At 68.6% G+C, this 18,455-nt stretch carries 18 protein-coding genes; 11 read left to right on the top strand and 7 right to left on the bottom strand.

All coding sequences use genetic code 11. The features are described from left to right. Positions 1 to 26: 26 nt before the first annotated feature. Together ACZ9YD_RS01295 and oleD are read right to left on the bottom strand one after the other, a co-directional pair. Complete coding sequence (locus ACZ9YD_RS01295) at positions 27 to 185, bottom strand: DUF1328 domain-containing protein (RefSeq protein WP_082387634.1); 159 nt, start codon at positions 183 to 185, stop codon at positions 27 to 29. 72 nt (positions 186 to 257) lie between these two features. Further along, positions 258 to 1,253 (bottom strand): 2-alkyl-3-oxoalkanoate reductase, encoded by a 996-nt coding sequence (oleD, locus tag ACZ9YD_RS01300; protein ID WP_465073335.1) that lies wholly within the window; start codon positions 1,251 to 1,253, stop codon positions 258 to 260. 182 nt (positions 1,254 to 1,435) lie between these two features. Here oleD and ACZ9YD_RS01305 point away from each other — a divergent pair, with 182 nt between their 5' ends. Further along, entirely contained in the window at positions 1,436 to 2,542 is a 1,107-nt protein-coding gene (locus tag ACZ9YD_RS01305; protein WP_465073336.1) for a serine hydrolase domain-containing protein, read from the top strand. Here the strand turns inward: ACZ9YD_RS01305 and ACZ9YD_RS01310 are convergent. Next, positions 2,526 to 4,109 carry a winged helix-turn-helix domain-containing protein gene (locus ACZ9YD_RS01310; RefSeq protein ID WP_465073337.1) on the bottom strand — a complete coding sequence of 528 codons (1,584 nt, stop codon included), beginning with the start codon at positions 4,107 to 4,109 and terminating at the stop codon, positions 2,526 to 2,528. The genes ACZ9YD_RS01305 and ACZ9YD_RS01310 overlap by 17 nt on opposite strands. Continuing rightward, entirely contained in the window at positions 4,099 to 5,808 is a 1,710-nt protein-coding gene (oleC, locus tag ACZ9YD_RS01315) for an olefin beta-lactone synthetase (RefSeq protein ID WP_465073374.1), read from the bottom strand. The genes ACZ9YD_RS01310 and oleC overlap by 11 nt, the downstream gene beginning before the upstream one ends. Before the next feature lie 78 nt (positions 5,809 to 5,886). Here oleC and ACZ9YD_RS01320 point away from each other — a divergent pair, with 78 nt between their 5' ends. The 4 genes from ACZ9YD_RS01320 (at position 5,887) to ACZ9YD_RS01335 (ending at position 8,475) form a co-directional block, all read left to right on the top strand. Further along, positions 5,887 to 6,330 (top strand): hypothetical protein, encoded by a 444-nt coding sequence (locus ACZ9YD_RS01320; RefSeq protein WP_465073338.1) that lies wholly within the window; start codon positions 5,887 to 5,889, stop codon positions 6,328 to 6,330. An 88-nt stretch (positions 6,331 to 6,418) separates the two neighbouring features. Continuing rightward, on the top strand, positions 6,419 to 6,856 hold the full coding sequence (locus tag ACZ9YD_RS01325; protein WP_465073339.1) for a rhodanese-like domain-containing protein: 438 nt from the start codon (positions 6,419 to 6,421) through the stop codon (positions 6,854 to 6,856). 78 nt (positions 6,857 to 6,934) lie between these two features. Next, positions 6,935 to 7,462: a protein-export chaperone SecB gene (secB, locus tag ACZ9YD_RS01330; protein ID WP_465073340.1), complete on the top strand. Its 528-nt coding sequence runs from the start codon at positions 6,935 to 6,937 to the stop codon at positions 7,460 to 7,462. 2 nt (positions 7,463 to 7,464) lie between these two features. Beyond that, positions 7,465 to 8,475, top strand: coding sequence for an NAD(P)H-dependent glycerol-3-phosphate dehydrogenase (locus tag ACZ9YD_RS01335; RefSeq protein WP_465073341.1), 1,011 nt, complete (start codon positions 7,465 to 7,467; stop codon positions 8,473 to 8,475). 378 nt (positions 8,476 to 8,853) lie between these two features. Here the strand turns inward: ACZ9YD_RS01335 and ACZ9YD_RS01340 are convergent, their stop codons facing one another. The 3 genes from ACZ9YD_RS01340 to ACZ9YD_RS01350 all read right to left on the bottom strand — a co-directional run bounded on the left by ACZ9YD_RS01340 (position 8,854) and on the right by ACZ9YD_RS01350 (position 10,934). Beyond that, the gene (locus ACZ9YD_RS01340) at positions 8,854 to 9,432 is read right to left on the bottom strand and encodes an OmpO family porin (RefSeq protein WP_465073342.1); all 579 of its coding nucleotides are present in this window, start codon (positions 9,430 to 9,432) and stop codon (positions 8,854 to 8,856) included. 298 nt (positions 9,433 to 9,730) lie between these two features. Further along, positions 9,731 to 10,195 (bottom strand): tRNA (cytidine(34)-2'-O)-methyltransferase, encoded by a 465-nt coding sequence (locus ACZ9YD_RS01345; protein ID WP_465073343.1) that lies wholly within the window; start codon positions 10,193 to 10,195, stop codon positions 9,731 to 9,733. Positions 10,196 to 10,229: 34 nt separating this feature from the next. Further along, positions 10,230 to 10,934, bottom strand: a complete 705-nt coding sequence (locus tag ACZ9YD_RS01350) for an SDR family oxidoreductase (protein WP_465073344.1) — start codon at positions 10,932 to 10,934, stop codon at positions 10,230 to 10,232. Between the two features lie 468 nt (positions 10,935 to 11,402). Between ACZ9YD_RS01350 and ACZ9YD_RS01355 the strand changes: the two genes are divergently transcribed. The 6 genes from ACZ9YD_RS01355 to ACZ9YD_RS01380 all read left to right on the top strand — a co-directional run bounded on the left by ACZ9YD_RS01355 (position 11,403) and on the right by ACZ9YD_RS01380 (position 18,253). After that, on the top strand, positions 11,403 to 14,273 hold the full coding sequence (locus tag ACZ9YD_RS01355; protein ID WP_465073345.1) for a M16 family metallopeptidase: 2,871 nt from the start codon (positions 11,403 to 11,405) through the stop codon (positions 14,271 to 14,273). A gap of 145 nt (positions 14,274 to 14,418) precedes the next feature. After that, on the top strand, positions 14,419 to 14,730 hold the full coding sequence (locus ACZ9YD_RS01360; RefSeq protein ID WP_310236724.1) for a DUF4156 domain-containing protein: 312 nt from the start codon (positions 14,419 to 14,421) through the stop codon (positions 14,728 to 14,730). A 104-nt stretch (positions 14,731 to 14,834) separates the two neighbouring features. Beyond that, on the top strand, positions 14,835 to 16,148 hold the full coding sequence (locus ACZ9YD_RS01365) for a M20 family metallopeptidase (protein WP_465073346.1): 1,314 nt from the start codon (positions 14,835 to 14,837) through the stop codon (positions 16,146 to 16,148). Between the two features lie 505 nt (positions 16,149 to 16,653). Further along, on the top strand, positions 16,654 to 17,487 hold the full coding sequence (queF, locus tag ACZ9YD_RS01370) for an NADPH-dependent 7-cyano-7-deazaguanine reductase QueF (RefSeq protein WP_465073347.1): 834 nt from the start codon (positions 16,654 to 16,656) through the stop codon (positions 17,485 to 17,487). Positions 17,488 to 17,565: 78 nt separating this feature from the next. Further along, the gene (locus ACZ9YD_RS01375; protein ID WP_465073348.1) at positions 17,566 to 17,763 is read left to right on the top strand and encodes a LysM peptidoglycan-binding domain-containing protein; all 198 of its coding nucleotides are present in this window, start codon (positions 17,566 to 17,568) and stop codon (positions 17,761 to 17,763) included. Positions 17,764 to 17,788: 25 nt separating this feature from the next. Further along, positions 17,789 to 18,253, top strand: a complete 465-nt coding sequence (locus tag ACZ9YD_RS01380) for a hypothetical protein (protein WP_465073349.1) — start codon at positions 17,789 to 17,791, stop codon at positions 18,251 to 18,253. The last annotated feature ends 202 nt before the right edge of the window (positions 18,254 to 18,455 follow it).

Below are 18,455 nucleotides of genomic sequence, written 5' to 3' on the forward strand. Positions count from 1 at the left end.
TTCGAATCACGTATCGGGCTGGGACGTTACGGTCCGCGGCCACGCAGCATCGAGATCACGGCCAGGATCAGGAACACGACGAAGAGGATCCAGGCGATGTTGGTGGCGGCGCCGGCGACACCACTGAAGCCGAGAACACCGGCAATGATGGCGACGACAAGAAAAATGACTGCATAACGAAGCATGGGTGGTCTCCTGATTCCCGTGAGCGGTTCGGGGGTCACCCTATGCCCGGCGGAGTCGCGATCAGGTGACGGTCAGGTACCTGTCCACGAATCTTTCAGCCGGGTGAGTCCTTCGTGAAGAGTGACCCGCGGGACGTAGCCGAAGTCGCGCGTCGCCGGCGCCATGTCGTACCAGTGCGTGGTGCTCAACTGCTCGGCGAGGAAGCGTGTCATCGGCGGCTCACCCTGCAAACGCAGCAGCGGCCAGACCGATTCACAGATCGCACCGATTGCATACGCCGCGCCGAACGGAAGTGTCCTGGTGACCTGCGGCGCACCGGCGGCGGCGAGCAGCGCATTGACGATCTCGCGCACCGTCGTCGGCTCGCCATTGCTGATGAAGTAGGCACGGCCGGCGCAGGCCGCGCCCGGCGCCAGATGGTCGAAGGCATCGAAATGCGCCTGCGCCGCGTTGTCGATGTATGTGGTGTCGATGCGGTTCTCGCCGTCGCCGACGAAACGCAGACGCCCGGCCCGCGCACGTTCGACCAGTCGCGGCAGCAGTTGCTGATCGCCCGGCCCCCAGATCAGCCGCGGCCTGAGCGCGACGGTCGCGAGGTCCGGTCCGTTCGCCGCGAGCACCGCCTGCTCGGCGATCTTTTTGGTCGTCGCGTACGGTGCCTTGAAGTCTTCGCCATAGGGCACGGTGTCTGCGGTGCCGCCTTCAACCGGATGCGTCGCCCGATGGGTCACGCTCGGCGTCGACGTGTAGACCAGCCGGCTGATGCCGTGCGCGCGGCAGGCCTCGAGCACGTTCTGCGTGCCGACGACGTTGGCCTGGTGATAACTATCAAAGCTGCCCCAGGCGCCGGCCTTGGCCGCGTTGTGGAAAATCGCGTCCATGCCCTGCGCCGCAGCGCGTACCGCGTCCGCATCGGCCAGATCGCCACGCACCTGGCGCACGCCGATCGCATCGAGCTCGGGGTAGTGCCCGCGATTGAAGCTGGTGACATCAAAGCCGCGTTCGACGAGGCCGCGGCACAGCGCCTGACCGAGGAAGCCGCCGCCGCCGGTGACCAGGATCCGCATTGCCGACTCCACACGCTGCAGGGCCGCACACGATAGCGAGGCGCGCCCGGATTGGCGACGCGGCGACGCGATCGACAGACGCAAGTCGCTGATCCGCCTGCACTTCAGAATTCTTCATTCGCGTATCAGGCACTTCATCCGGGAACGCGGTGCAGTGCGGCTCCCTCGATCGGAGTCCATCCATGCATCCCCTGTCCCGCCTCGCCCTGTCCGCGCTGCTTGCCCTGTCCGCAGCGCACGTCGCCGCCGCTACACCCTCGCCCGTCACCGACTGGCCGGTCGCCGATGCCGGCGCACGCGGCTGGAAGACCGAGCGTCTCGCCGCGCTGGATGCCGCCATCGCCGGCGGTGAGGCGCCGGATACCACCAGCGTGCTGGTCGTCCATCGCGGTGCGCTGATCCACGAGGCCTACTTCAATGGCGCCGACCGCGAGACGCTTCACAACACCCGATCGCTGACCAAGAGCGTGACCGCGTTGCTGGTCGGCGCAGCGATCGACCGCGGGCTGATCGACGGCGTCGACGCTCCGGTGCTCAACTTCTTTCCCGATCGCACGCCGGCCCACCCGGGCGCGTTCAAGACCGCGACGACGGTCGAAGACCTGCTGACGATGAGCGCGCAGTGGGAATGCGACGACAACAACGAATTCTCGTCCGGGCACGAAGAGCGGATGTACGTCAGCGCCGACTGGATCCAGTTCGCGCTCGATCTGCCACAGCGTGGCTACCCGGCGTGGACCACGCGTCCGGCCGACAGTCCGCATGGACGCGCCTTCGCCTACTGCACGGCCAATGCGTTCCTGCTCGGCGCGATCGTCGAACGCGCAAGCGGCCTGTCGCTGGAACGCTTCGCGGCCGACGTGCTCGAGCGCCCGCTGGGCATCCAGGCCGCACGCTGGCACCGCTCATCTGACGGCACCGGCATGGGCGGTGGCGGCACGGAATACCGCAGCCGTGATCTGGCGAAATTCGGACAGCTGATCGTCGATGGCGGTCGTTGGCACGACCGGCAGATCGTGTCGGCCGACTGGGTGCGGGCGATGGCGCAGGTGCACGCGCAGACGCCCTTCGATGCCGACTACGGCTACCAGATGTGGCGCTTCCCGTTCAAGGCGGGCGACCGGCAGGTGCACGCCTGGGCGATGTCCGGCAACGGTGGCAACTACGTGTTCGTGGTGCCGGAATCGCAGCTGGTCGTGGTGATCACCCGCACCCGCTACAACCAGCGCGGCATGCATGCCGAGTCGCAGAAGCTGTTCGCCGATTACGTGCTCAGCGCGATGCCGTGACCGCATCGTCGGGCAGCCGGCCGGACGCCTGCACCGCAGCGCGTTCGGCCGCGAGCGCCGTGTCGATACGACGCAGTGCGTCATCGAAAGCCGGTGCGGTGCGCAGATCCGCGAACAGCGGTGAGACACGCAGGTAACCGGCATTGCGGAAGCCGGCGGTGACCGCGGCCTCGAGTGCATCGAGCGCTGCGGGTGTGTCGCCGGCCTGCGACTGCAGCAAGGCGGCTTCGACGCCGTCGAAGGGCTCGGCGCCGCTGGCCAGTCCGGCGCGCAATGCGTCGGCACGCGCGCGCAGCGTGGCGGCATCGGGCAGCGGCGCCGCGCCAACGCGCCACGCCATCGTCTCGGGCAGGCTGGCGTGGGGCCTGAGCGCACGCGCCCGCAGCACGGCATCGCGTGCCGCGTCGGGTTCGCCGCGCGACAGGGCGAGTTCGGCGGCCAACAGGTGCAGGCCGGCATGCTCGGTGCCGCGCGACATCGCCTGGGTCAAGGCGGTGTGCGCCTCGTCGAGACGCCCGTGTTCGTAGAGAAACGTGGGCCAGGCCAGATTGGAGAACACGTTGTCCGGATACAGCTGGAAGCTGCGCCGGTACCGCGCCTCGGCCGCGGCGGTGTAACCGAGCAGATCGAGGTTCGAGGCGATCTGCAGTTCGAGGAAGCGCACTGTCGCCGGCGCGCGCACGTCCAGATTCGCGGCCAGCGCTTCGGCGATATGGCCCTGGCGTGCCTGCAGATACGCAGCCGACGCGCGGCTGCCGTCGGCAGTGGGATCCAGCTCCACGGCGCGTGTGTAGCCGGCGAGCGCCGCGGTGATCTCGCCGCGGCAATCGTGCGCGTAGGCGAGCGCCGCATGCGCGGCCGCGACATCCGGTTCCCGCGCGATCACCGTCTCGGCCAGCGCCAGTGCCTGCGCCGCGTCGTCGGCGCTGCCGCTGTAGAGACACAGGCGTGCGCTGTAGGCACGGCTCAGACCGAGCTGCGCCCCGGTGTCGTCCGGCGATTCCTGCAGGCGCTGGCGGTACAACGCGATGGCGCGTTCGTTGTTCGCGGGCTGGCCGATGGCGGCGTAGTACGCAGCGCGTTCCAGCAGCGGCGAAGCGACCGGTGCCGCCGGCCGTGGCCATTGCCACCAGAGCAGCGCACCCAGCAACGACAGTGTCAGCGCCGACGCCAGGGCGAAGCGCAGGGCACGCGGTCGTCGGGAGGACACGGCCGCAGGTGCCTGCAGCGGGTCTTCGATCAGCGGTTCGCTGCACAGCTGATAGCCCTGCCCGCGCACCGAGCGCAGATAGCGCGGCTGCCGGCCATCGTCGCCCAGGGCCTGACGCAGCAGCCGCACGCGCTGGGTGACGGTTTCTTCGCCCACGTGCGCAGGCGCCCACACGCGATCGATCAGTTCGTCGAAGCCGACCACGCGCGTGCCCTGCCCCAGCAGCACATGCAGCAGCCGGAAGCTGAGGCCGGCCACATCCAGCACCTGTCCGTCATCGCGGACAACGCGTTGCCGCGCGACATCGATGCGCAGATCGTCGAGCCGGTACTGCGCAGGCGCGGTGTCAGCCGACACGCGTCGCCGCCCACACGGCGAGGGTCTCGCGGCCGATCTTGGCGTTGTGGCGGATGTCGACCGGGAAGCCGGGATGGAACAGCACGCGCTCGATGCGCCCGGTGTGGACGAAGCCTTCGCCGATGTGGCGCAGTTCGTCGGCGATGCGCGCCTGTTCGCTCTTCGCGACACCAGCCTCCAGCTCCACGCACAGCACCGGCGTCTGCGCACCTTTCGGGCCGACACCGACCAGCGCCGTGCGCTTCACGTCGGCGTGTACGTTGAACACCGGCTCGACCTGTTCGGTGCACAGCGTGCCGGTGGCGGTCACCACGCGGTGGCCCTTGCGGCCGCAGAACCACAGCCGGCCCTCGGCATCGAAGTAACCGAGGTCGCCCATGCGATGGACGATGCGCGTGCTGCCGGTGTCGAGCCCTCCCCCGTCTACGGGGGAGGGTTGGGTGGGGGCAACCTCGACCCGCTCGCGAATCTTCGCCAGCCGCGTCTGCGCATCCCGGTTGAAATAGGTATCGGTGGCGCTGGGGCCGGCCACGGTGATCTCGCCGATGGTGCCGGGTGGCGCGAGTAGATCGTCCGACCATTCCGGAATGGCGTCGTCGTCGACACGGATGATGCGCACCTCGTTCGGCGGCACCGGTCGGCCCACGCAGGTCCCGGCGCCGTGTTCGGTGCGCGTGCGCAGCGCCAGCAGCTCGCGGCCTTCGACGACAGCGACCGGTAGGCATTCCGTCGCGCCGTACGGCGTCCAGAAGCGGGCGTCGTCGGGCAGCAGTTCGAGGATTTTGGCGACCGTGTCCGGCGGCACCGGCGCGCCGGCCGAGGTCACGCGGCGCAAGGTCGGCAGCGGCTGGCCATGCTTCGCGAGCACACCCATCAATGCGGGGGATCCGAACAGCTGGTCGACGCCGAAGCGTTCGATCGCCGCATGCAGCTTGCGCGGATCGGCCTTTGCGGGCCGGGTCGGATCCATGTCCGGAATGATGGAGGTCAGCCCCAGCGCGGGATCGAACAGCGCGAACGGCGGGAACGTCGGCAGGTCGACACCGCCGGCGCCGATGCCGAACGCCTCGCGCAGCATGTCGATCTGCGCGGCGAAATGGCGATGGCGGTAGACCACGCCCTTGGGCACGCCGGTCGAGCCGCTGGTGAACAGGATCGCCGCGACATCGTCGCCGGCCGTCGCGGCGAGTTGCGGGCCGGCGCCGGCGCCGGCGCGTTCGACGTCGGCCAGCGTCGCGTCGCTGAGCAGCGCCCAGCGCCCGGTGGTGATGCGCACGCGCGCCGACTTCGCCCAGCCCAGCAGCACCCGCGCACAATGCGCCAGCGGAAGGCCGATGAAGGCGTCGGCGCCGGCTTCGTCTAGGCACTGCTTCAGCGCGCGCTTGTCGATGCCCGGATCGACTAGCACCGGCACCGCGCCGGCCTTGAACAGGGCGAACATCAGCAGGAAGAACTCGGGCGTCGGCCGCACCATCAGCACCGTGCGCGTGCCGCGGACGATGCCGCGCGCGGCGAGTCCGGCGGCGATTGCATCGCTGCGCGTATCGAGCGCGCCGTAGGTCAATGCATGCGCATCGCCGTAGCGGCCATCGGGGCCGGGGCAGCGCATCGCGATGCGATCGGGTGCAGCGTTCGCCAGCCGCGGCAACGCGGCGGCGATATTGACCGTGGCGGCCCGGGGAGAAGTGTCGACATCCATCGCGCAGAGGATACCGGCAGCCACACACGCACCGGCCGCGGCGGCTACGATGGCGGCCTCACGATTCGAGACCCTGCCATGCGCGCGACTTCCGGCCGTCCGTCCCTGTTCCGCATCCAGGCCGCCCTGCTGATGCTCGCGCTGCTGGTCCTGCTCCCCGGCTGCGCCAGCACCCGCAAGCAGAGCACCGCGCTCGAACGCGCGCAGTACGCGTGGACCGGCGCGGTGCGCTGGAACGACATGAAGACCGCCTGGCAGCTGGTCGATCCCGACTACCGCACCGCGCATCCGGTCAGCGAGCTGGATTTTGCCCGCTACGAACAGGTGCAGGTCACCGGCTACCGCGAAACCAGCGCCACCGCCGGAGCGGAAGAGGCGGTGCGCGAGATCCAGATCGGCGTGGTCAACCGCCACACCATGGCCGAGCGCACCGTGCGCTACACCGAGCGCTGGCGCTGGGACGCCACCGCGGGTACCTGGTGGATCGTCGACGGCCTGCCGGACTTATGGGCCGGCGAATGACCCCGCAAAACCGGCGTTCGGCGCCCGCCGCCGGGCGGTCGCGGTGGTGTGCGACAATCGCCGCCCGCCGACGCACCGCGATCCATCCGTGAATTTCGAAGAACTTCTGGCCTTCCTGGGCCGCAACCAGATGCTGTCGCTGATCCTCGCCGCATTGACGGTGGCGATCGTCTTCAATGAGATCTCGCGCCTGTTCCGAGGCTTCAAGGCCCTGCGTCCGGCCGAGCTGACCGTGCTGGTCAACCGCGACAACGCGCTGGTCGTCGACCTGCGCCCCGCCGCCGACTTCAACAAGGGCCACATCCCGGGTTCGAAGAACGTGCAGATGAGCCAGTTCGATCCCGAGAGCAAGCAGCTCGCGCCTGCCAAGGCCCTGCCGGTGGTGCTGGTCTGCAAGACCGGCAGCACCGCCAGCGACGCCGCCAAGCGCCTGAAGAAGGCCGGCTTCGAGAACGTCTACGTGCTCGACGGCGGCATCGGCGGCTGGCTGCAGGCCGATCTGCCGCTGGCCAAGGGCCGCGGCTGAGCGCAGCAGTCCCGTCTTGACGGAATGCCATAATCGGCAATCCGTCTCACCCAACATTTTTTGCCGGAGTCGATTTACATGTCCGAAGAACAGGCCACCAACGGCGCCAATGGCGCAGCCCCGGCACAGCCGGCCGGCGCGCAGTTCAGCGTCGAGAAGATCTACGTCAAGGACGTCTCGTTCGAGTCGCCCAAGTCGCCGGCGGTCTTCAATGAGCAGGCCCAGCCGCAGCTCAACATGAATCTCAACCAGAGCGTGCAGCGCGTCGGCGACAACGCGTTCGAAGTCGTGCTGGCGATCACCCTGACCTGCACCACGGGCGAGGACAACGCCAACACGGTGTACGTGGCCGAAGTGAAGCAGGCCGGTGTGTTCGGTCTGGCCGGTTTCGACGGCAACACCCTCGATGCGCTGCTCGGCACCCAGTGCCCGAACGTCCTGTACCCGTATGCCCGCCAGCTGATCGGCGAATTGATCCAGGCCGGAGGCTTCCCGCCGTTCCTGCTGCAGCCGATCAACTTCGACGCGCTCTATGCCGAAGGCCTGCGTCAGCGCGGCCAGCCGGGCAACGAGCAGCCGACGACCGATCAGATCGGCAACGCCTGAGCGTGACCGACCGCAAGACCGCGGTCGCGGTACTGGGCGCGGGCTCCTGGGGGACCGCGCTCGCCTCGCTGATCGCACGCAACGGGCACCCCACCACGCTGTGGGGCCGTAACGCGGAACAGATCGAGGCGATCGACCAGCGCCATGAAAACCCGCGCTACCTGCCGGGCATCCCGCTGCCGCACAACCTGCGCGCGACCACCGATCTGGCCCGTGCCCTCGACGGCGTCGGCCTGATCCTGGTCGTCGTGCCGTCGCACGCATTCGCCGAGACCCTGGAACTGCTGGCGCCGCTGCGTCCGGCAGGCGTTGGCGTGTCGTGGGCAACCAAGGGTTTCGAACCCGGCTCGGGTCGATTCCTGCATGAAGTCGCAGGCGCCCTGGTGGGCGAAGACGTGCCGCTGGCCGTCGTCACCGGCCCGTCGTTCGCCAAGGAAGTCGCATCCGGCCTGCCGACTGCGATCACCGTGCAGTCCGACGATGCCGGCTTCGCGCAGACCGTCGCCGACGTGCTGCACGGCCCGACGTTCCGCGCCTACACCGGCACCGACATGCGCGGCGCCGAACTCGGCGGGGCGATGAAGAACGTGCTCGCCGTGGCCACCGGCGCCGCCGACGGCATGGAGCTGGGCCTCAACGCCCGCACCGGCCTGATCACCCGCGGCCTCAATGAAATGCTGCGCCTCAACCAGGCGATCGGCGGTCGTGCGGAAACTCTGATGGGTCTCGCCGGTCTCGGCGATCTGGTACTGACCTGTTCCGGCGACCTGTCGCGCAACCGCCGTCTGGGCCTGGCGCTCGGTCGTGGCGAGAAGCTCGAAGACGCGGTCCGCGCGATCGGCCAAGTGGTCGAATCGGTGCAGACCGCCGACGAAGTCATGCGTCTGGCCGAGCGTCACGGCATCGAACTGCCGATCTCAAGCAACGTCCGCGCCGTGCTGCATGGCGAGATGACTCCGGCCGAAGGTCTGGCGCGTTTGATGGCGCGCGAGCAGAAGCCCGAATTTGAATAACGGGCCGTAGCCCGCTCGAAGCCCATCTGCTGTTGAGCTTTGGGCAGCGTCGTGTCTCAGTTGGCGGAAACTCAATACCTCTCCCTCTGGGAGAGAGCTTGCCCCGGACCTGATCCGGGGTCGACGCGCTAGCGCGTCGGGTGAGGGCGAGGCTTTGCCAGAAGCGCCGAAAGCCCCCTCATCCGCGCTCCGGGCACCTTCCCCCGTAGGGGGAAGGACAAAGCAGTGGGCGCCGCGAGCTTCCGCTGGAATCCGTCGACCGCTTCGACCCCAAAAAAGAACCCGGCCATTGCTGGCCGGGTTCTGACGGTTTCCGGGAGAGAGAGACGCGCCGGGGAAGCGCTGGGGACCGGAAACCGCGGGGGAGCGGTGTGGCGCTTACCAGGTCAGACGCGGACCCACGAACCACTGGGTGTCGCCACCCTTGATCAGCTTGATGTCGCCGGCGACGCCGAAGTTCGGGTTGAACTTCCACTGCGCGCCGAGGCGGCCGTAGAACTCGCTGTCGAAGCCGCTGTCGAGATCCTCGTACCCAGCCAGTGCGTAGCCTTCCAGCGCCGGCAGCAGCGCGGTGCGCGCGCCGACTTCGACCGAATAGCCGTCGGCATTGATGCCGCGGCCGAAGTCGAGCTTCTGGTAGGCCACGCGGGTCAGCAGGTCGGTGCGCGGCGACACTTCGTGGTTGTAGCCGACGCCCAGACGCCACTGGTCGCGGTCGAGCGGGCTGTTGTCGACGCTCTCGCGGGTGTAGTCGCCGAAGGCGTGGAAATTCGGGAGGAACGCGGCAGAACCGCGGATCGACCAGCCGTCGGAATCGACGTCACGGTTGACCGGGGCGATGTCGGACTTGCCGGCCGAGTAGCCGCCTTCGACGTAGTTGTAGGACAGGCCTTCGGCGGCATTCGCGGCGAAGGGAAGCGCAGCGGCGAGGGCTGCGATCGACAGAAGGCGCTTCATTCGGGTGTCTCTCTCCGGCCAGTCTCTACGTGTAGTCCGGCTCTTATGGGTTCTGCTGATGAAAATGCCGGCCCGGGTGACAGGGAGGGGATGCGCTTCGAGGGGAGGGGAAGCACGGTCACCCGGGCCGGTAAACGCATTCTCGACCTGCGCGTGCAACCCGCGCTGAATATTGAACTCGCAAGTACAGGAACTTTTGGCGTGGTGTTCAGGTCGCGGTGCAACCGTTTCCAACTTGCTCGCTTCCGGCCTGCAGTCGATGCCGGACCGGCTGTGCCGGGCGTACGTCGCCGGCGTATTACTGGCAGCCGGCGTACCCGTGCTGCCGCCAGGCCTCGAACACCACCACCGCGACCGCATTCGACAGATTGAGGCTGCGGTTGCCCGGCTGCATCGGCAGGCGCAGACGCTGGCCGTCGGGTACGCGGCCGAGCACTGCGTCAGGCAGCCCGCGGGTCTCGCTGCCGAACAGGAAGGCATCGCCCGGCGCGAACGCAGGCGCGTCGAAGCGGACGCTGTTACGCGTGCTCAGTGCGAACAGGCGCGTGGGCTGGATCGCCGCGAGCGCCGCATCGAGATCGTCATGCACCTGCAGCGTCGCGTACTCGTGGTAGTCGAGGCCGGCGCGGCGCAGGTTGCGGTCGTCGAGATCGAAACCCAGCGGCCGCACCAGATGCAGCCGCGCGCCGGTGTTGGCGCACAGGCGGATCACGTTGCCGGTGTTGGGCGGAATCTCGGGCGTGTGCAGGATGACGTCGAACATGGGCCGGACCGGGCTGCGGGCCGGCCATTGTCGGTCACCAGGGGAGCGTCGCGCCGGTCCAGTCGAGGAAGCGGCCGCTGTCGTCGGGGCCGAGGCCGTCGATGACCTTGCGCAGGCCGGCGACCGAATCCTCCGCCACTTCGCTGGCCTGGGCGCCGCCCATGTCGGTCTGCACCCAGCCCGGATGCAGGGCGACGACGACGATGCCGCGCTCGTGCAGGGCGTGCGCCAACTGCACGGTCGCCATATTCTGCGCGGCCTTGCTGATCGCGTAGCTCGGCGTGCCGAAGCGCGCGGTGTTGGCGATCGAACCCAGTTGCGAGGACAGGTTGGCGACACGTGCGCCATCGATGAGCAGCGGCGCCAGTGCCTGGGTCAGCAGCAACGGACCGGTGACATTGGTGCGCAGGCTGTCGTCGAGCGTGTCGGCGGTCAGCGTGCCGAAGCGCTCGCCGCTGTGCAGCACGCCGGCGTTGTTGATCAGCACCCCGATGCGCGCGTCCTCGCCCGCGGCGAGCGGCCATTCGCGCACCAGCTCGTCGCACGAACGGGCGTCGCCGACATCCAGCGGCAGCACCTTCAGATGGCCGGGATGTTCCGCGGCGAGCGTGTTGAGCGCAGTCGCCTTGCCGGGCTGGCGGCAGGTCGCGACGACGCGGACGCCGTCGGCCAGCAGCTGGCGGACGAATTCGAGGCCGAGGCCGCGGTTGGCGCCGGTGACGAGGGTCCAGTGGGTCATGGCTGTGCCTTGGGAAAACCGGGCTTCGATGCTAGCGGGCGGGTCGTGAGGATCGGACGGGCGAGGCCGCGCAGAGCACTGGCGCATGGCCAGACCAAAGCAGGTCCGCGATCTGCTCCTTCCCCCACGCGCGCGGGGTGAGAGCGACTCGCTTGCGCGGCACCGCCGCGCGAGTCGATCGAACGACCGGCGCGCTGCGCCGGGCCGGACAGGCCGGGATGGGGGCGAACGCCCGGATCACGGCAGAAACAGATCGCACGCGGTGCAGATGCCTCGAATCCGGACACCCGTCAGCTTGGCCGTTCGCCCCCACCCAACCCTCCCCCGCAGCGCGGGGGAGGACTTAGCTCCGCTACGACGATCGCCTGGACCGCAAGCAGAGACCCCACCATGACCTGCGGCCCGTGCCGAAGGCACTGCCGCTGGCTACGATGCGGGTCCAATCCCGCCCGAACTGCAAGGACCGGCATGTCCGTCGACCGTCTCCGTACCGCTCCGACCCGCCCGCGCGCGGCCCTGCTCGCGCTGGCCACCGGCCTCGCCCTGTCTGGCATCGCGGCCGCGCCTATGGCGCTTGCCGCACCGCCCGCCCAGGCCGCCGGCGTCGACATTCCGTACGAGACCTTCACCCTGCCCAACGGCCTGCGCGTGGTGGTGCACACCGACCGCAAGGCGCCGATCGTCGCGGTCAACATCTGGTACCACGTGGGCAGCAAGGATGAGCCCGCCGGTCGCAGCGGCTTCGCGCACCTGTTCGAGCATCTGATGTTCCAGGCCAGCGAGAACCACGACGGCGAGTTTTTCGATCCCTTCAAGCAGGTCGGCGTGACCGACCAGAACGGCACCACCAACACCGACCGCACGAACTACTTCCAGAACGTGCCGACCACCGCGCTCGACATGGCGCTGTGGATGGAATCCGACCGCATGGGCCACCTGCTCGGCGCGGTCGACCAGGGCGCGCTCGACGAGCAGCGCGGCGTGGTGCAGAACGAGAAGCGCCAGGGCGAGAACCAGCCCTACGGCCAGGTCTGGGACACACTGACCCGCGCGCTGTATCCCAAGGGCCACCCGTACCACCACGGCGTCATCGGCTCGATGAACGATCTCAACGCGGCCGCGCTCGACGACGTCAAGCAGTGGTTCCGCACCTGGTACGGCCCGAACAACGCGGTGCTGGTGCTGGCCGGCGACATCGACGTGGCCACCGCGCGGACGAAAGTCGCGCAGTACTTCGGCGACATTCCGGCCGGCCCGACGATGGCGCAGCCCGCCGTCGACGTGGTCAAGCGCGGCGCCGATACCCGCGAGACGATGGAAGACCAGGTGCCGCAGGTGCGCATCTACCGCGCCTGGAACGTGGCCGAACTGGGCACCACCGAGATCGATCATCTGCAGGTGCTGGGCAGCGTGCTCGGCGGCGCCAAGGCCTCGCGTCTCGACCGCCGCCTGCTGCACGACGACCGCCTGGTCGACAACATCAGTGCCGGTGCCTACGGCTCGCAGCTGGGTTCGAATTTCGTCGTGATGGCGACCGTGAAGCAGGGCGTGGACCCGGCGACGGTGGAAGCGGCGATCGACGAAGAACTCGAGCGCCTGATCACCGAAGGCCCGAGCGCCGAAGAGCTCGAGCGCGCCAAGACCTCGTTCCGGGCCGGCTTCGTGCGCGGCATCGAGCGCATCGGCGGCTTCGGCGGCAAGGCCGATGCACTGGCCGAATGCACCGTCTACGAAGGCGACCCGGGCTGCTTCCGCGCCTCCTTGGCGAACGTCGCCGCGACCACCGCCGAGGACGTCAAGGCGGCCGGTGCGAAGTGGCTCGATGTCGGCAGCCACACCATCACCGTCGTGCCGGGCGCACGCACGCCGCTGGCCGAGGAACCCGCGGTCACCCCCGCGCCGTTCACCCCGCCGGCGCCGGATGCCAAGTACACGACCACGCGCAGCCGCATCGACCGCAGCACCGGCGTGCCGAAGACCGCGTCGTTCCCGGAGCTCAAGTTCCCGGCGCAGGAGCGCGCAACGCTGTCAAACGGGACGCAGGTGATCCTCGCGCGCCGGCCGGAGATTCCGGTGGTGCAGCTGAGCTACGAGTTCAAGGGCGGCTACACCGCCGACCAGGGCCGCACGCCGGGAACGGCGAGCTTCACGATGACCGTGCTCGACGAAGGGGCCGGCGGTCTGGGCGCACTGGACTTCGCCGACCGCGTCGAAGCGCTGGGCGCGAGCCTCGGCGCGGGCGCATCGCTCGATGGCAGCAATGCCTACGTCTCGGCGCTCAAAGAGAACCTCGACCCGTCGCTGGCGCTGTTCGCCGACATGCTGCGCCGGCCGAACTTCGACCAGAAGGAAATCGACCGCATCAAGGCCACGTGGATCGCCGGTATCGCCCAGGAGAAGGCACGCCCGTCGAGCGTGGCGATGCGCGTGCTGCCGCCGCTGGTCTATGGCGCCGGCCATCCGTACGCGATTCCGTTCACCGGCAGCGGCAATGAAGACGCGATCGCCAAGCTCACGCGCGATGAGCTGGTCGCCTTCCATCGCGACTGGGTGCGTCCCGAAGGCGCGACGCTGATCGTCGTCGGCGACACCACGCTGGACGAGATCGTGCCGATGCTGGAAGCGCACTTCGGCGACTGGCGCGGCACCGGCGCAGCGCCAGCAGCCATCGAAGTGGCCGAGGTCGCACGTCCGACGGCTCCACGCGTGTTCCTGATCGACCAGCCCGGCGCGGTGCAGGCGAACATCTTCGCCGCGCAGGTGATTCCGCCGACCAACGATGCGTCGTCGACCCGTTTCGACATGGCCAACACCGTGATCGGCGGCGACTTCACAGCGCGTCTGAACATGAACCTGCGTGAGGACAAGCACTGGTCCTACGGTGCCCGTAGCGGCGCCACCGGCACGCTGGGCCAGCGCCCGTGGATGGCATCGGCGCCGGTGCAGATCGACAAGACCGCCGAAGCGATGGCCGAGATCCAGCGCGAACTGGCCGACTTCGCCGACAGCGATCGTCCGGCGACTGCCGCCGAACTCGCCCGCGCCCAGGCGATCAACACGCTGAGCCTGCCCGGTGCCTACGAGACCGCGTGGTCCGTGATGTCGACGATCGGCGGCAACGTGCGCTTCGGTCGTCCGGACGACTACGTGTTCCAGCGCAAGGCCGAGATCGAATCGATGACGATTGCCGATCTGGCCGGCGTGGCGACGACGATCGATCCCAAGGCGCTGACCTGGGTGGTCGTCGGCGATCTCAAGCAGATCGAGGCGCCGATCCGCGCACTCGAACTGGGCGAGGTGCAGGTGCTCGATGCGGACGGCAAGCCGGTCGCACGCTAACCCCGTCCAATGTTCCGCTGCGTTCACCGACTGGTGCGCGCATCAGACTTGAACGGGTTCCAAGGGCGGTGATCGCCCGCTCAGCCGATGCCCGCCACAATGGCGGGCATCGCGTCTTACCCACCCAATTCCCGGAGCATTCCGAATGCGCAAGTCCCTGGCTGTGATGCTGCTGTCTTTGTCCGCCGTCGGCTGCACCTGGGTGCACATGGCGCCGGGCGCGAGCGCGGTGCGCGTGACCAGTGCGGCACCGGCCGATTGCCAGAAGCGTGGCGAGGTCGAAGTCTCGGTCAAGCACAGCATCGCGTTCGTCGAACGCAACCAGCTGCGCGTGCGCGAGGAACTGGAAACCCTCGCCCGCAACGAGGCGCCCGGCCTCAACGCCGACACGATCAGCCCGCTGGGCGAACCGGCAGGCGGCAGCCAGCGCTTCGGCGCCTGGCAGTGCGGACGCTAAAAATACGGATCGCCTTCCCGTAGGCATGCCCACTGCGTGCCGGTACGCGCCTGAAGGCCCGCCGATCCACTAGCATCGGGTGATCTCCTGTCGAGGATTCGCCGATGCATCGTCTCGCCACCGCGCTGCTGTGCGCCTGTGCCGCCCTGCCCGCCCTATCGCACGCGCAGGAGGCGCAACGTCCCGAGGTCGCCAGTGCTGCGACATCGCTGCAGGCCAAGGTGGTCGACTGGCGCCGTGATCTCCACCAGCATCCCGAACTCGGCAATCGCGAGACGCGCACCGCGGCGAAGGTCGCGGAGCATCTGCGCAGCCTCGGCCTCGAACCGAAGACCGGCATCGCGCATACCGGCGTGACCGCCGTGCTCAAAGGCGGCCGCCCCGGCCCGAAAATCGCGCTGCGCGCCGACATGGACGCGCTGCCGGTCACCGAGCAGACCGGCCTGCCCTTCGCATCGACCGCGACCACGACCTATCGCGGCGAACCGACCGGGGTCATGCACGCCTGTGGCCACGATGCGCACGTTGCGATCCTGATGGGCGTGGCCGAAGCGCTGGTCGGCATGCGCGAGCAGCTCGCCGGCGAAGTGCTGTTCGTGTTCCAGCCCGCCGAGGAAGGCCCGCCGGATGACGAGGACGGCGGCGCGTCGATGATGCTGGCCGAAGGGATTTTCCGCGACTTCAAGCCGGACGCGATCTTTGGACTGCATGTGTTCTCGACGCTGCAGGCCGGCCAGCTCGGCGTGCGCGGTGGCCCGCTGATGGCCGCGTCCGATCGTTTCAACATCAAGGTCATCGGACGGCAGACGCACGGCTCGCGGCCCTGGGGCGGTATCGACCCGATCGTCGCCGCGGCCGACCTGATCGGCACCGCGCAGACCATCGTCAGCCGCCGCACCAACATCTCCACGTTGCCGGCGGTCGTCAGCTTCGGCGCGATCAAGGGCGGCATCCGCTACAACATCATTCCAGACAGTGTCGAGCTGGTCGGCACGATCCGCACCTTCGACGAAGACGTGCGCAGCGACATCTTCGCCGACCTCAAGAACGTCGCCGAACACGTGGCCGCCGCGCATGGCGCCACCGTCGAGGCGCACGTGCCCGACTCCACCGGCAACCCGGTCACCGTCAACGACCCCGCCCTCACCGCGCGCCTGCTGCCGAGCCTGCAGGCGGTCGCCGGCGCGGAGAACGTCGTCGAAACCCCGCTCAATATGGGCGCCGAGGATTTCGCGTACTACGCGAAGGAAGTGCCGGCGATGTTCTTCTTCGTCGGCGCGACGGCGGCAGGCCAGGACCCGGCGACTGCGCCGAGCAACCATTCGCCGCAGTTCGATCTCGACGAGTCCGCGCTGGATCTGGGACTGCGGGCGATGCTGCAGGTGAGTCTGGATTATCTGGATGCGGGAGAGGGTTGAGGCGTTTTCGAACGTGAGAGCAAGTCGCTGGGCCCCGGCGTGCGCCGGGGCGACGGCAAAGGCTGGAACAGAAGCGCCAGCGCAGAGGCCAGAGCCAGAGCAGCTATCAGTTGAGCCGGATCTCGCGTCACCATCTGCATCCCGTCGTCCCTGCGCAGGCCGGAAGCGCCTTTCAACAGCCGAATGGCGGGTCATCCAGCGACTTGGCCCGCAATCTCCGTGGTGCTTCTACCGTCATCCCGGCGCACGCCGGGATCCATCTTGCTGTTGTTCCCAGCGCGCGATCTTGCGTAAACGCGAAGATCGAAATGGACCCCAGCGTGCGCTGGGGTGACGCGCTGGGAATCGAGTCGTCCCTGACGTACTCAGCACTGAGGGAGTGAGGCTGACGCACTGACGGCCCGACGCTGCGCACCACTGACGCACCCACCGCCTGCCTGACTGCCAGTCCGCCAGCACCACGCCTCACGCAACGTCCGTCATCCCCCGGCGCTAAAATCACCGCATGTCCCCCCGAACCCCCATTGCGGCCGCGCCGCCCATTCCGCTCGGCCGCGAGGTCGCCTATCCGCGTCATTACGATCCGGGTCTGCTGTTCCCGATCGCGCGCACGCTCGGGCGTGCGGAAATCGGCATTGGCGCGACGCTGCCCTTCATCGGCCACGACCGCTGGCACGCCTACGAACTGAGCTGGCTCGACGCGCGCGGCAAGCCAGTCGTGGCGACGGCGACGATCACCGTGCCGGCCGATTCGCCGCATCTGGTCGAGTCGAAGTCGCTGAAGCTCTATCTCAACTCGCTCAACCACACGCGCTTCGACACTGCCGACGCCGTCCGTGCGCGCGTCATCGAAGACCTGTCGCAGTCCGCCGGTGCGCGCGTCGACGTCGTGTTCGGTCTGCCCGCGATGGCCGACGTCGCACACGACGGCGCGTCGATCGACAGTCTCGATGTCGAGATCGCCAGCTACGGCCCGCCTGATGCCTCGCTGCTCGTGTCCGACGCCGGCGAGACCGTCGAAGAACAGCTGACCTCGGCGTTGCTGAAGTCGAACTGCCCGGTCACCGGCCAGCCCGACTGGGCGAGCCTGCACATCGCCTATCGCGGGCCACGCATCGATCGCGCCGCGCTGCTGCGGTATCTGGTGTCATTCCGCGATCACGCCGAGTTCCACGAGCAATGCGTCGAGCGCGTGTTCGTCGATCTGCTGGCGCGCTGCCGGCCTGAGACGCTGTCGGTCGAAGCGCGCTACACGCGGCGTGGCGGGCTGGACATCAATCCGTGGCGTGCGACGCCCGGCCATGCGATGCCGGCGCGCCTGCGCGACGAACGGCAGTAGTCGATTGCACGCCCCGCGCGATGGATTCTTAACGCGGGGCGTGGGAGCCTGCGCCGTCGCCTCCACGCACGCCCGGCCATGACGTCTTCCCGCATTCCCGACGCACACCCGATGCGCACCTATGTCGTGCGCAAGGGCGACAGCCTGTCCGGAATCGCCGAATCCGAACTCGGCGCGCAGGACCGTTGGCGCGAGCTGTTCGACGCCAACCGCGACGTCCTCGACGATCCCGATGCCCTCCACGCCGGCCAGGTGCTGCAACTGCCTGCCGCGTGACCGAATCCCGACTCCAGGAGTTTCCATGACCCGACCCGTCGTTCTGACCCTGGCTGCCGCACTCGGCGGCGTACTGCTGCTCGCCGGCTGCAACCGCGATGCGCCCACCACGGCGCCGCCGCCGGCACCGACCGCCCCCGAACCCCCGCCCGCGCCCACACCGCCAGCACCGGCCACGGTCACCAGCGTCGAACTCGGCAACGCCGTCGACGACCAGAACCGCGTGTCGACGCCGGCCTCCGAGTTCGCGACCACCGACACCATCTATGCGTCGGTCGCCACCGAGGGCGAAAGCGCGGCCAAGCTCGCCGCGCGCTGGACGTTCGGCGAGGGCCAGCTGGTCCGCAACACCGAGGCCGATGTCGCCGCCGGCCCGCAGGTCATCGCCTTCGACATCCACCATCCCGAAGGCTGGCCGGTCGGCACTTACAAGCTGGAAATCTCGCTCGACGGCACGGTGGTGGAGTCGCGCGAGTTCTCAGTGAAGTAAGCCGCAGCGCGCGCACGACTTCGGACACGAACGCGGCTCCGGCCGCGTTTTTCGTGGCAGATGGACACGCACACCATGCTGTCCCGTATGTCTCCACGCAGGCGCGCGCCTTCCGCGACCTGTGCAAACGCGCGACAATCGAGGGGCTGTGTCGTCCGCACACACCGGCCCTCGCCGGCCGATCCGCGGACGCGCCGGTACG

It is taken from the genome of Luteimonas sp. AC640a, assembly GCF_979256585.1.